Below are 12,541 nucleotides of genomic sequence, written 5' to 3'. Positions count from 1 at the left end.
GGGGTGATCAATATGAGTTCAAATGCAAAACGATTTCCAGAAGGATTTTTATGGGGCGGCGCGGTTGCTGCCAACCAGGTGGAGGGTGCTTATAACGAAGGCGGCAAGGGGCTTTCGACCGCTGATGTATCGCCGAACGGCATCATGTCTCCATTTGATGAATCAATGACTTCCTTAAATCTGTATCACACCGGAATTGATTTTTACCACCGTTATAAAGAGGACATCGCCTTGTTTGCGGAAATGGGGTTCAAGGCATTTCGCACATCGATTGCGTGGACAAGAATTTTTCCGAATGGCGATGAAGAGGAGCCGAATGAAGAGGGACTCGCATTCTATGATGATCTGTTTGATGAATTGTTAAAGCATCAGATTGAGCCTGTCGTCACCATCTCTCATTATGAAATGCCGCTCGGTTTAGTGAAGAATTATGGCGGCTGGAAGAACCGCAAAGTCATCGAGTTCTATGAACGCTATGCCAAAACCGTTTTCAAACGCTATCAGCACAAAGTGAAGTATTGGATGACCTTCAACGAAATTAACGTGGTGCTCCATGCGCCGTTTACCGGCGGCGGTCTTGTCTTTGAAGAAGGGGAAAACAAATTGAACGCCATGTACCAGGCGGCACACCACCAATTTGTGGCCAGTGCTCTTGCTGTCAAAGCGGGTCACGACATCATTCCTGATTCGAAAATCGGCTGTATGATAGCGGCAACGACAACCTATCCGATGACATCTAAGCCAGAGGACGTCTTCGCGGCCATGGAAAATGAGCGCAAAACGCTTTTCTTCTCAGATGTTCAGGCACGGGGCGCGTACCCGGGATATATGAAACGCTATCTGGCAGAAAACAATATTGAAATTGAAATGGCTGAAGGCGATGAAGAGATTTTGAAAGAATATACGGTGGATTACATCGGATTCAGCTATTACATGTCGATGGCGGCGAGCACTGATCCAAAAGAGCTTGCGAAATCAGGGGGCAACCTGCTTGGCGGAGTCAAAAACCCTTACTTGAAATCATCAGAATGGGGCTGGCAAATTGACCCGAAAGGCTTGCGCATCACGCTCAACACCTTATATGATCGCTATCAGAAGCCACTTTTCATCGTGGAAAACGGCCTTGGCGCTGTAGACAAAGTTGAAAAGGACGGCACCATTGAGGACGATTACAGAATCAACTATCTGCGTGATCATTTAATTGAAGCGCGCGAGGCCATTGCGGATGGCGTTGACTTAATCGGCTACACATCATGGGGGCCAATTGACCTTGTCAGCGCATCCACTGCAGAAATGAAAAAACGCTACGGCTTTATTTATGTGGATCGGGACAATGAAGGAAACGGAACATTAAAGCGCATCAAGAAAAAAAGCTTCAGCTGGTATCAGCAAGTCATCGCCACAAACGGAGAGAGTCTCTGACAACTTTTTGAAAACTCACGCACTTCAATTGACAATAATCGGCAGCAGGCGGACAATAAAAGAGAAAGATGAACCACCCACAGTCCGAAAGGCGGGATGAAGATGTTTAACAAAATGTTAGTTGCGATTGACGGATCAGACATGAGTGAAAAAGCGCTTAATGCCGCAGTGCATTTGGCTAAAGAACAGCAGGCGGAACTAAGCATCCTTCATGTGGGGAGAGAGGCAGTCGTCGCGACTTCTTCTCTGACGGGAATTGTCTATGTGCCCGAACATTTTATTGACGACATTAGAGACCAGGTTAAAAAAGAGGGCCTGAAAATTCTTGAGGACGCAAAAGAAAAAGCAGCCGAGAACGGTGTGCAAGCTGATATCATTTATGCGAATGGCGAGCCGGCGCATGAGATACTAAATCAAGCAAAAGAGAAAGGCGTCAGCCTGATCGTCGTCGGAAGCCGGGGCATCAGCGGCCTGAAAGAAATGATGCTTGGAAGCGTCAGCCATAAAGTGTCGCAATTATCGTCTTGCCCGGTTTTGATTGTTCGATAGATTTGTTGAAAAAAGCGCCCTCGGGCGCTTTTTTTTTATCTGTTAGAAAAGGTAACTAATAAGATATCTCGATGTGCGCCATCTGCATTGACAGTGCCGACCGGTGTTACCGCATGAAAGACCTTTTGCCCGAGAGCAAGTGTTTCAAGCGGGTCTGTCAGCCGCAGCACTTTATCAATTTGCTTAACAGACGGAGCGATTAAGTTATCGCCTCCGATAGCATCCTCGCTCAGCTGAAATAGATGGACGAAAACAAGCGGTTCGTCGTCACGATGCAGCCAAATAGGTGAGCTGTATGAAGGCGCCTCAGGTGTCACTTGATATCTGACTTGGTGGAGCCCGACGATCACTTCTTTCTCCCAATCTACAAAATCGGTTTGGCGGGCCATTTCTACATTTGAATGTATCATGTGCTGCGTTACAGGATGCTGTAAAAACTCATCTGGTATTTTATCGAATTCTCTGACAATTCCGCCGTCATCATAATTATACTCTTTTGATTGGAAGTATCCATTATCGGGATCTAATTCAAGGGTGTCGGAGTGAGGAGCCAGAATATAGCGGGAGTGCGCTCTGTAACGTCCGCCTCCTTTAGGATCAGCTTTCAAAGCATCATATGTAAGCTGTAATTCGCGGACTTCGGCGTCTGTGGTTTTTTGCTGGTAGAACTCTGCTGGAATATACGAATAACCGTTTTCCTTTAAAAAAGAAGCATAGTTAGCCATATCGGATGTTGAGTTTTTTTGTATTTTTGAAACTTGAACCATATAGATCTCCCCTTAAAAAGTAGATGATTTTTTTGGTAACTTCCTGTATGATAGAAAATGTGGAAAATAGAGGATGCAAGGACAATGCTAAATTATTTGTAATATATTGTCAAACTTTAATATTCAGATTATTGGAAATTACCAAAATGAAAAAAGGCAGAATGTAAAATGATGAAAAAAAAGAATATAATGATCACTGGGGCAAATAGCGGAATCGGCTTCGCGGCGGTAAAGCAATTTCTAGCTGACGGTTTTCGGGTCGTTGGAGTGGATATTCAAACGAATAAAATGTCAGAATTTATAGTAAACAATGACTTTTACATGGAAGAAGCTGACTTGTCTAATGTTCAGCAGACAGAATCGTTGATGCCAAAGCTTGAACAACGCCAATTGATTCCGGACATCTTAATCAATGCGGCAGGAATAAGGGAAATCACCCCTGTCCTTGAATTATCAGCAGAATCATTCAAAAAGGTCATAGACATTAATCTCACGGCAGTTTTTATTCTTTCCAGAGATACGGCAAGGCTGTGGTCTAAGCTGGGGAAACGAGGCTGTATAATCAATATCGCCTCTGTGTCCGGGCTAATGGCAGAGCCTGCGCGGGCAGCCTACGTGTCTTCAAAGCATGCGGTCATCGGACTGACGAAGCAGCTCGCTATGGAATTCGGGTCAAAGGGCATCAGGGTGAATAGCATTTCACCGGGCGTGATCCGAACAGAATTAACGGAAGAGTATTTTCAAGACGATGAAATGGTTCAGCTGATCAAAGATAACCACGCCCTTCATACGTGGGGGCAGCCGGATGATATTGTTTCCTGTATGAAGTATTTAGCTTCGGATGAGGCGCAATTTATTACAGGCTCAAACTTTGTCATAGACGGCGGCTGGACGGCCGGCAAGAAACTATAATAAAAGAGAAAAGCACCTTGCAGCTGGGGTGCTTTTCCCCTATACATAATTGGAGGTAGAATACGCTTGATGCAGCAAGATCTCTCAATCACACCAAAACAAAAATCAACAGCCGTGCTGAAAATGGTCATCTCCATGGTGATTTTCGGTTCCATCGGCTTTTTCTCAGAGCATACTAATTTGCAGTCATTTGAATTGGTCTTTGTCCGCTGCCTTTGCGCGACGTTATTTTTAAGCCTTTGCTGGCTGGCATCCGGACAGTATAAAACCGAAAAGTGGAGCAAGAGAGATGTGTTGCAAACATTGGCGTGCGGTTTCTTTCTCGTATTCAACTGGGTCTTCTTATTTAAGTCTTTTGAAGAAACGTCTGTCACGATCGCCATCTCGGTTTATCACCTTGCACCAGTGCTTGTTCTTCTCCTGGGCAGCATCATCTACAGAGAGAAATTAAATGTCATTTCCGTCAGTTCCATTATCATCTGTTTTCTGGGCACTGTGCTGATTTCCGGGATTAACGGCAGCACTTCATTGACACAGCTGATGGGGTCAGGCATCATTTGGGCAGTTCTCGCCGCACTATTTTATGCGTTCACCACTTTAGTGGGAAAAGGCATTCAAAACCTCAGCCCTTACACGACAACCTTCCTGCAAACCGGTTTAGGGGTCATCATTCTGATTCCGTTTATTCACTTCGGCGCTTTTGCCAACCTGTCTCAAGGAAACTGGATCATGGTGGTATCTACCGGTATCATTCATACAGGTATTGTGTATTTGCTGTTTTTTGACAGTTTGCGATTTTTATCAACGAAATTTATCTCAATCATTGTCTTCCTCGACCCGGCTGTCGCAATCGTGCTGGATACCGTCTTCACAGGCTTCCGCCCAGACCTCTATCAAACATTGGGCATCGTCATGATCTTTGCAGGCATGGCTTTGACGCTTGCCAGAAGGCGGGGAAAGGCGGATGTGGTTGCTGAGGATAAGGATATTAAGCAAATTCAATAATGACAAAATGTAAAAAGGCCTAAGCGGCCTTTTTTTGATTCTTAAAATAACATAAACATTCCAGAAAACATATTGTAATCATATTTTAATGACGCTAACATGTTGAATCAATAATACAGTTATTTCAAATTTCGCGGTGAATCATTTGACTCAAGGGAATGTACTATTTTTATAAAATATCAACTCACAACGATAATGATTGGGTGGAAAAAGAATATAAAACAATAGAGCATATAATATTCAATGTATTGAAAAGTATAGAAAATGAACAATATGAAATGTATTCTTACTCGGTATCAAAAAACGATCATAATCATTATATATACTCTGCGGATTTAAAAACTAATACTTTATTTAATGATAAAAAAATTTCTTTTAGAATTGTCAGGATAACAAACGAAGATTGATGTACGTGGTGATCAAATTGACCGAGCCAAAGTTAATAGAATGCATAAATAAAATCAAAAGTGTCTTAAATGGACAAGCAACAAGAAAAGAAGTGTCAGATTGGGCGGGCACTTATGTTTATGCGGATGACCCCGAAGTAGAAGATAATGGTGTCTGGGATATGTTAATCCTTTTAAGCGGGATTGATTTGAAAGATTCATCAGAAACTTATTTACATTCAACAGATGATTTAAATGATTGGATCAAACAATATACGGAGTAATATGTTTTTCTGCTTGGTGGTAAGGTGTTATTGATTAAAAAAGAGGCAGGAGATGACCATGTACAAAACAATTCAAGAATGGGTTGATTACATAGATGAGGGGTGCAGTGTCCTTCATCTAAATTTTAATGTGTTTAAAAATGAACTCTCACTTGATATCAAGGTTTTTGAAAGTGAAGCTGAATATACGCATAATATTATATTTCAAAATGTTGCTTCTGTTTATTTTAATGGAGGTGACGGTGATATAAGATTGGAAAAAATAGATCCGGAAGAATACAATTGGCAAGTGTTTGAGATGAGTTACCATCCAGAAGGAATCGGAAATCTATCAAATTCTGTAATTCCTGAGTATCAATCAAATGCTAACTTTCTTATTGACATGAACAGAATGCTGATTGCTATAGAAGCTGAAATCGTTCGCTTTGATGATCAATCGTTTTATGCATACCAATTAAACACTAAATGATTTAAGACTGAATTGGAAAGTAGATTTATCCCAAAACGATTAATGAAACTAGGCTGTCCGTTACTGATAGCTAATAAATGCTTAATTATCACGTTATTTCTAACCTAGGAGCATAACCAATGAAAAAATTAAAAATGAATAAAATCATCAACACGGGCACCCAAGATTGTTTTTTTCATGCCGATGCACAGGGGCGTGTATACATTGGAAAAGGGTTGAAAGATGATATCACCATTACAATCTATGATCCTTCCGGTGATGTTCGGGATTTTAAAGTGAAAGAGCCGATTGCATACAGCGATATTCAGCTCTTTCAACAATGTGCAGATGGCTATGTCTTCGTTTATTACGAATCGCATGAGCCGAAGGCAAAGGTTTTTTCAGAAGAGGGAAGAGTGAAAAGTGCTTTTCACTTGCCTTCAGGGGTTTCTTGCTGTCTTTTGGATGAGAAACAAAACCTATGGATCGGTTTAAGCGATGAAGGCATTTATGATGATGAAAACTCAAATGGACAAAGTGTGCTGTGCTTCACTTTAGACGGACAACTAAAGGAAACTCACATTGATCAACAGCTTTCAGAAATATATGCGCCCGTGGTAGATGACTGCTATTCACTTGCAGAAAAAGATGGACTGATATACATGCTGTATTACTCTTATACAGTCATTGCCGCGTTTGACGACACGGTCGTGAGACGGGTATGGATTCTGTCGGATAAAGAGCCGGACTCAGAAGCATTTTATCAGCTTGCGATATCTGAAGAAGGTTTTTTGGTTGGGACGTTCAATTGTTACAGTGAAGAGCTTGAGTCGTCTCTTTATTTGATTTCTGCCGATGTGAGTCAAGAGATGGAAGAGATAACATGCTGTGACTCGAACGGTGAAGCCCTAGACATTCAACAGCTGAAACTGACAAGCAACGCTGTTTACGCAGTGGCCTCTTCTGGCATTTATAAGCAGGATATCCAGTAAGGTGTAGAGATGAGATTATGGTAAATTGGCGCGCTTTAAGTCAGACAAAACAAGATCGCATCTGGTCAGAAGTGAACAAGCTCATTAAATGGAAGCCAGGAAGCAGATGTCATCCCATCATCCCGCCTGATCCATATCGAGTGTTTGATATCTCAAGCGCGATGAGTGGTAAAGCCAGTAATGGTGATGTGGTCAGAGTGCTGAATGATTTAGAAACTTCAATTTTAAAAGCATTTCAATCATGCACTAAAAAGAACGATGTCATGTACGCATTAGACTGGCAACATGACGGATATACCTTTAGTCCTCATCAGGCAATGCCTAAGGATGAATTTGGTGAATGGCCTGTTCCGGTATTTCCAAACGGAGACTATTATTTCTTCTTTCATCAGGACTTCTCTTGGGGACTTTTGGGAGACCCGTGGAAATGTACAATCACAGTGTTTGGTGAGGAGCTGTTGGAGGCGATTGATCATGATCCGCCTATCTTGTTTCAAGATAAATGAGATTGTTGCGAAGGGAGGGGATCAGCATGTTTGAAAACCTGAGAAAAAGACAGCAAGAGCTTGAAGAAAAGGCATACCCTAATGAACTGTACGGATTTGAAGCGGAAATCTATGAGTTTTTTATGCTTATTGATGGCAGTTTGGATTATGTGCTGGCGAATAAAAGGATGCCCCGGCATCAACGGCGTTCGTTGGAGAAAAGCTTTTTTGAGCTGTATCCCGACATATTGCCGGATGTGGTCAAAAACGATAAAGATTTGTATCAGCACATTCTCTTGTATGAACAAGTCAGACAAGAGATTTGCGTTGTGCTATCCAATTGATAAGGGGAAGGTTTTATGGAAAGAACCTCTATAAGCAGTATCGGCAATTTGGACATAGTCGTTCTTAAGCCTCACCAAGTTGTTATGTCATGTGAGCTTGAAGATGCAGAGTCATTTTATCGTATTTGGCAAGGGCTTGACTATGAGCGAATTATGATACAGGTGATAACGACTGGTTCATTTATAGAAGACCTATCCGAGTACTTTGAAGGTTATGCTTACAAGGTGACGAAGCTGGCGAAACGAGAATTTCATTTCCAATCTGTATTACAGAAAGCAGACCGGGACATTGCAGGCTTTCTCTTTCTGTTAGCTTCTATCAATGACGATGTTTTTCTGATCACTGATCCTCAACCGGATAAAAGCTATTTTTCCGATGGGAAGCTCCAATGCCTAACGGACTCAGGCGACCGGATCATGTGGTTTGAATATGATGCTGCGGACATTTATATGGTTGGCGGTAACTAAAAATGGGAGGAAACCATTTGAATATCACACAATACGAGAAATTGAAAAAGCATCTTTCTGATGCGGATACAGGTCCATTTACATTAAACGAGTTTTCGTTCTATATGAAAGAAGATGATCGTTATATACATATTCCTGTGTTTGAATTAAAACTATCAGCTCAAACCTGTGACATTCATTTACGGTTTGAAGACATTAGTGCATCGAAGCTGGATGATCTTGAATCCATCGATTCGGTTGCATTGGAGATTGTACCGACTGACGATCAATGGGAAAGACTCAGTTATTATGTGTATGACGAAGAAAACCAAATAAGCTTCTATTGCGGAGGTTGGGATGTGATCAAGTGTGACAAGAAGTCACACTGATTTTCCCCACTTTCCAAGCGTTCTTGCTTTTGTTGCAGCATATGTCATGAGAAACGGGAAAGTCACAATCAAGAAAACCAAAGGCACCCAATTTGATAATCCTGTTACATAATGGAGGGTAAATGACAGGAGAGTCAGGAAACTCAAGGTGCAGGTGACGTTTCGAATGTCTTTTTCGCTTCTTTTATATTTCTCACTCATGGTGAATTGATCACTGTATATCGGCGAGGTCCCGGGATCAGCCGAAAAGATATGCATACCTTGTGAAGAGCAAACATGCTCCCATCCGGCCGCTTCAAATATCTCGATGTATTCTGCAAAGCTTTCTTCCCCGACATCATGATAATCAATACTGTAGATCAGTTTTCGGGGCTCAGCTTTTCTAAGTGTATACCCCATAAACGCAAATGATTCAAGCACCCAGCCTTTTCTGGTCAAATCGCTAAGTCTCTTCATATCCTTTTCCTCTGAAAAGGCCAATCCTTCAGACATTATATATTTTTTCTGTTTCATGACGAATCCCCTTTCAATTGTTGAAAAGCGCGTTGACCATGTTCCGCCATCACTTTTCTGCGCTGAATTTCTTTTTTGAGTAATTCTTGCCCGTTTCGTGTCGTTTGGTACACTTTGCGGCGTGGGTTGTCATTGTTGACGAGCTCAATGATCCCTTCTTGCAGTAACTTCTTTAACAATGTATATAAGGTAGCCGGGCCGATCGTGAAGGAGTCGTCGGTCATGTCTTCAATCTCCTGCATGATCGAATATCCGTGTTTTGGTTCCTGCAATGTTAAGACAATATAATAGGCTGGATCGGTAAGCTGATCCATTTCCTGCGGACGTTGCTTTGGCAAGTGTTCACCTCATTTTCTATATCAATGATTGATATATCATTTATTGATATAATAAAATTTTCCTTTTTATTTGTCAATGTCATTTTGTTCTGCCTTCAGTTGTTATAAAAAGAAAACTGCCGAGTATGTATTTTTCATAGGATGGTGCGCTTGACTTTAGCCAAGAGAAAAAACACATCACAGTAACTTGAGTGTTTTCAGCTCGGTATCCTTTACATTGAACGCTCCGGACAATCCCTCGCGTTATATGGCCAGAGATACGCTGTATCAAAACCGCGGGGGAATCGTACTAATGCGGCATTGCTAGTTTTACTGCATCATTTTTCGACAAAACACATATGCCTTCACCATTTAGAGTATAATGAGAACATCTGCAAGAGACAGGAGTTTATACATGAGTCATTTTAAAAACTATCAAATTAGTCATGACATTTTACGAGCACTGGAAGGACTGGGATATACAGAACCGACCAAGGTGCAGCAGAGCGTGATTCCCGCTGCTCTTGAACGAAAGGACCTTGTTGTCAAATCACAGACGGGAAGCGGGAAAACGGCTTCGTTTGGAATTCCTCTCTGTGAGCTGGCGGATTGGGATGAAAACAAGCCGCAGGCGCTGATCCTGACACCGACCCGTGAGCTGGCGGTGCAAGTAAAAGAGGATATCACGAACATCGGGAGATTCAAACGAATCAAAGCGACCGCCGTGTTTGGAAAATCACCCTTTGACAAACAGAAAGCTGAGCTTAAGCAAAAAAGCCACATTGTTGTTGGCACGCCTGGACGTGTTTTGGATCATATCGAAAAAGGCACACTGCCGTTAGACCGTCTCTCCTATTTGGTCATTGATGAAGCGGATGAAATGCTGAATATGGGCTTCATCGAGCAGGTGGAGGCGATTATCAAGCATCTGCCGACTGAGCGCACGACGATGCTGTTTTCGGCGACGCTGCCCGAGGATATTGAGAAGCTGAGCCGTCAATATATGCAACATCCGGAGCATATCGAAATCAAAGCGGCCGGACTGACCACAAAGAATATTGAACATGCGGTGATCCAAGTAAGAGAAGAGAATAAGCTTGCTTTGCTGAAAGATGTGCTGATGACCGAAAATCCCGACAGCTGCATCATTTTCTGCCGGACAAAAGAGCACGTCAATCAGCTGACCGATGAATTGGATGACTTAGGATATCCATGCGATAAAATTCACGGCGGAATGATTCAGGAAGACCGGTTTGCCGTCATGAATGAATTTAAACGAGGCGAGTACCGTTACCTAGTCGCGACAGACGTCGCCGCGCGCGGGATTGATATTGAAAATATCTCTCTTGTCATCAACTATGATCTGCCGCTTGAAAAGGAAAGCTACGTGCACCGCACGGGCCGGACAGGGCGCGCAGGAAACAAAGGAAAGGCAATTTCGTTTGTCGCTGCCTTTGAAAAACGGTTTTTAGCCGACATTGAAGAATATATCGGGTTTGAGATTCAAAATATAAAAGCCCCTTCTCAAGAGGAAGTGGCAGAGAAAAAGCCTGATTTTCTAGCTAAATTGAATGACCGTCCGGAAGTGAAAAGAGACAAAAGCGAAGAGCTGAATAAAGACATTATGAAGCTGTATTTTAATGGCGGAAAGAAAAAGAAAATCAGAGCCGTTGATTTTGTAGGAACGATCGCCAAAATTGACGGTGTGACAGCTGATGACATCGGCATTATCACAATCATGGACAACGCCTCTTACGTGGAGATTTTAAACGGAAAAGGCCCTCAAGTTCTCAAAGTGATGAAGAACACAACCGTCAAAGGGAAAAAGCTCAAGGTGAATAAAGCGAATAAATGATGAAATGACCTGCTCCCAGTTAAAGGGGCAGGTCATTTTGCTGCTGGCTGACATCGGCACTGTTCTCTTCCGGCACAAACGCAAGAATCACAATTCCGATTACAAATAAAATGATCAGGCTGAACACCGCAGTCGAGGATTTCCCGGTCAGCTGGGCGGTAACGGCGATGAGCAGCGGCCCCATAATCGAGGCGAATTTTCCGAAAATGTTGTAGAAGCCGAAGAATTCATTGGCGTGGCGCTTAGGAACGAGCTTGGCGAAATAAGAACGGCTGAGGGCTTGAATACCGCCCTGCGAGGTAGCGACAAGCATAGCCAGTATCCAGAAATCCAGTGTTGTCTCAAGAAAATAGGCGTACACGCAAACCGCCATATAAATGACGATCCCGACATACAGCATTGTCTTCCCCGTGAAGCGTTCTGCCAGTTTTCCATATACAATCGAAAACGGTGCGGCGACCACCTGGGTGACAAACAGGATGATCAGGAGGCTTGAGGGGCTGATCCCTAAATCAGATCCATAGGATGTCGACATCGTAATAATGGTGCCGACTCCGTCGATATAAAAGAAGTAAGCGAGCAAGAAGAGGAAAAGTGTCCGGTATTGCCTGATCCGTTTTATCGTTTGGCCGAGCCGCTTAAAGCTGTGGATGACGATACGGGGTTCTCTTTTGATGTAATAGCGCTGATGGACATGCTTCAGCATCGGAATGGTAAACAGCCCCCACCAGACAGCTGTTATGAAAAAGGAGAACTGGCTCGCGGCAGACACAGTCAACGGAATGGTCTCTGCTTGTGCGAGCAGGATGACGGCAATGCTGATGATAAATGGAATCGTGCTGCCAATGTATCCTAATCCAAACCCCCGTGCCGAGACGAGATTCATGCGTTTTTCTGATGTGACGTCAACGAGGAAGGCATCATAAAACACGTTGGCACCGGAAAAACCGATAGCCGATATCGTATAAAACAGCAATAACAGCAGCCAGTGTTCACTCGGAATAAAGGCAAGCATCGCAGTGCTGGCGACACCGGCAAACACAAAGAAACGGAAGAACCGTTTTTTGCATCCTTCGTAGTCGGCGATCGTGCCTAAAATCGGCCCGAGCATCGCAAGAATAAATGTTGAAATCGCAATGGTATAGCCCAAGTAGGCAGTCGATTGAGCGGCGCTGACACCGCTTTCCGCAGCTGCTGATTTATAAAATAAGGGAAACACCGCGGTGGTCACGACAATCGAGTAGGCGGAATTTGCCCAGTCATATAACATCCAGCTGTTTTCTTGTTTCGTAAAACGTTTCATCATCAGAGCCCCTCTCCGGTAACGATACTTCTATTGTACGAGAAATAAGCCTGAAAAGAATGGAACGAACGTAAATTTTTACAAAACGTTTATGCTTTTGCCCTTCGAATCATACTTTTGAAT

The 12,541-nt window shown here is 43.0% G+C and carries 15 protein-coding genes and 2 pseudogenes; 13 read left to right on the top strand and 4 right to left on the bottom strand.

Translation table 11 applies throughout. The features are described 5' to 3' along the window. The first annotated feature begins 12 nt into the window (after window positions 1-12). Complete coding sequence (bglH, locus tag V756_RS0102360; RefSeq protein ID WP_024713246.1) at window positions 13-1,422, top strand: aryl-phospho-beta-d-glucosidase; 1,410 nt, start codon at window positions 13-15, stop codon at window positions 1,420-1,422. 102 nt (window positions 1,423-1,524) lie between these two features. After that, entirely contained in the window at window positions 1,525-1,971 is a 447-nt protein-coding gene (locus V756_RS0102355; protein WP_024713245.1) for a universal stress protein, read from the top strand. 35 nt (window positions 1,972-2,006) lie between these two features. On the opposite strand, the gene V756_RS0102350 is transcribed toward V756_RS0102355, so the two are convergent. Further along, window positions 2,007-2,738 carry a 2OG-Fe dioxygenase family protein gene (locus tag V756_RS0102350; protein ID WP_024713244.1) on the bottom strand — a complete coding sequence of 244 codons (732 nt, stop codon included), beginning with the start codon at window positions 2,736-2,738 and terminating at the stop codon, window positions 2,007-2,009. A gap of 168 nt (window positions 2,739-2,906) precedes the next feature. Between V756_RS0102350 and V756_RS1000000124260 the strand changes: the two genes are divergently transcribed. From V756_RS1000000124260 to V756_RS1000000124240, 10 genes and pseudogenes are all read left to right on the top strand, one after another. Then, window positions 2,907-3,650 carry an SDR family NAD(P)-dependent oxidoreductase gene (locus V756_RS1000000124260; protein WP_024713243.1) on the top strand — a complete coding sequence of 248 codons (744 nt, stop codon included), beginning with the start codon at window positions 2,907-2,909 and terminating at the stop codon, window positions 3,648-3,650. Window positions 3,651-3,719: 69 nt separating this feature from the next. Next, window positions 3,720-4,655, top strand: a complete 936-nt coding sequence (locus tag V756_RS1000000124255) for a DMT family transporter (protein WP_032681653.1) — start codon at window positions 3,720-3,722, stop codon at window positions 4,653-4,655. Window positions 4,656-5,079: 424 nt separating this feature from the next. Beyond that, entirely contained in the window at window positions 5,080-5,325 is a 246-nt protein-coding gene (locus tag V756_RS0102330) for a YxzC family protein (RefSeq protein ID WP_024713240.1), read from the top strand. 52 nt (window positions 5,326-5,377) lie between these two features. Continuing rightward, complete coding sequence (locus V756_RS0102325) at window positions 5,378-5,794, top strand: YxiG family protein (RefSeq protein WP_024713239.1); 417 nt, start codon at window positions 5,378-5,380, stop codon at window positions 5,792-5,794. Between the two features lie 119 nt (window positions 5,795-5,913). Continuing rightward, window positions 5,914-6,240: pseudogene (locus tag V756_RS1000000124250) on the top strand (DNA-binding protein); the annotation flags it as partial. Between the two features lie 72 nt (window positions 6,241-6,312). Beyond that, the gene (locus V756_RS1000000124245) at window positions 6,313-6,765 is read left to right on the top strand and encodes a YxiH-YxzG fusion protein (protein WP_255210009.1); all 453 of its coding nucleotides are present in this window, start codon (window positions 6,313-6,315) and stop codon (window positions 6,763-6,765) included. A gap of 17 nt (window positions 6,766-6,782) precedes the next feature. Then, the gene (locus V756_RS0102315) at window positions 6,783-7,271 is read left to right on the top strand and encodes a DUF2716 domain-containing protein (RefSeq protein WP_024713237.1); all 489 of its coding nucleotides are present in this window, start codon (window positions 6,783-6,785) and stop codon (window positions 7,269-7,271) included. Between the two features lie 26 nt (window positions 7,272-7,297). After that, a complete protein-coding gene (locus V756_RS0102310) occupies window positions 7,298-7,594 on the top strand; it encodes a YxiJ family protein (protein WP_024713236.1) in 297 nt (98 codons plus the stop codon). 15 nt (window positions 7,595-7,609) lie between these two features. Next, window positions 7,610-8,062, top strand: a complete 453-nt coding sequence (locus tag V756_RS0102305) for a hypothetical protein (RefSeq protein WP_024713235.1) — start codon at window positions 7,610-7,612, stop codon at window positions 8,060-8,062. A 17-nt stretch (window positions 8,063-8,079) separates the two neighbouring features. Continuing rightward, a pseudogene (locus V756_RS1000000124240) lies at window positions 8,080-8,208 on the top strand (hypothetical protein); the annotation flags it as partial. A gap of 213 nt (window positions 8,209-8,421) precedes the next feature. Here V756_RS1000000124240 and V756_RS0102295 read toward each other — a convergent pair. Further along, complete coding sequence (locus tag V756_RS0102295) at window positions 8,422-8,943, bottom strand: DUF2812 domain-containing protein (protein WP_024713233.1); 522 nt, start codon at window positions 8,941-8,943, stop codon at window positions 8,422-8,424. Next, window positions 8,940-9,281 carry a PadR family transcriptional regulator gene (locus V756_RS0102290; protein ID WP_024713232.1) on the bottom strand — a complete coding sequence of 114 codons (342 nt, stop codon included), beginning with the start codon at window positions 9,279-9,281 and terminating at the stop codon, window positions 8,940-8,942. The genes V756_RS0102295 and V756_RS0102290 overlap by 4 nt, the downstream gene beginning before the upstream one ends. 394 nt (window positions 9,282-9,675) lie before the next feature. Here V756_RS0102290 and dbpA point away from each other — a divergent pair, with 394 nt between their 5' ends. Continuing rightward, on the top strand, window positions 9,676-11,115 hold the full coding sequence (gene dbpA / locus V756_RS0102285; RefSeq protein WP_024713231.1) for an ATP-dependent RNA helicase DbpA: 1,440 nt from the start codon (window positions 9,676-9,678) through the stop codon (window positions 11,113-11,115). A gap of 19 nt (window positions 11,116-11,134) precedes the next feature. On the opposite strand, the gene V756_RS0102280 is transcribed toward dbpA, so the two are convergent. Next, entirely contained in the window at window positions 11,135-12,421 is a 1,287-nt protein-coding gene (locus V756_RS0102280) for an MFS transporter (RefSeq protein WP_081719748.1), read from the bottom strand. Window positions 12,422-12,541: the final 120 nt, after the last annotated feature.

Origin of the sequence: Bacillus tequilensis KCTC 13622, assembly GCF_000507145.1 — a bacterium.
GTDB lineage: Bacteria > Bacillota > Bacilli > Bacillales > Bacillaceae > Bacillus > Bacillus tequilensis.
This window is presented reverse-complemented; position numbering and strand designations above follow the sequence as displayed.

Coding starts and splice junctions, on each gene's coding strand:
- V756_RS1000000124260 (WP_024713243.1), top strand. CDS start 2,907: ATGATGAAAAAAAAGAATATAATGATCACTGGGGCAAATAGCGGAATC.
- V756_RS1000000124255 (WP_032681653.1), top strand. CDS start 3,720: ATGCAGCAAGATCTCTCAATCACACCAAAACAAAAATCAACAGCCGTG.
- V756_RS0102280 (WP_081719748.1), bottom strand. CDS start 12,421: ATGATGAAACGTTTTACGAAACAAGAAAACAGCTGGATGTTATATGAC.
- V756_RS0102325 (WP_024713239.1), top strand. CDS start 5,378: ATGACCATGTACAAAACAATTCAAGAATGGGTTGATTACATAGATGAG.
- dbpA (WP_024713231.1), top strand. CDS start 9,676: ATGAGTCATTTTAAAAACTATCAAATTAGTCATGACATTTTACGAGCA.
- V756_RS0102315 (WP_024713237.1), top strand. CDS start 6,783: ATGGTAAATTGGCGCGCTTTAAGTCAGACAAAACAAGATCGCATCTGG.
- bglH (WP_024713246.1), top strand. CDS start 13: ATGAGTTCAAATGCAAAACGATTTCCAGAAGGATTTTTATGGGGCGGC.
- V756_RS0102355 (WP_024713245.1), top strand. CDS start 1,525: ATGTTTAACAAAATGTTAGTTGCGATTGACGGATCAGACATGAGTGAA.
- V756_RS0102305 (WP_024713235.1), top strand. CDS start 7,610: ATGGAAAGAACCTCTATAAGCAGTATCGGCAATTTGGACATAGTCGTT.
- V756_RS0102295 (WP_024713233.1), bottom strand. CDS start 8,943: ATGAAACAGAAAAAATATATAATGTCTGAAGGATTGGCCTTTTCAGAG.
- V756_RS0102350 (WP_024713244.1), bottom strand. CDS start 2,738: ATGGTTCAAGTTTCAAAAATACAAAAAAACTCAACATCCGATATGGCT.
- V756_RS0102310 (WP_024713236.1), top strand. CDS start 7,298: ATGTTTGAAAACCTGAGAAAAAGACAGCAAGAGCTTGAAGAAAAGGCA.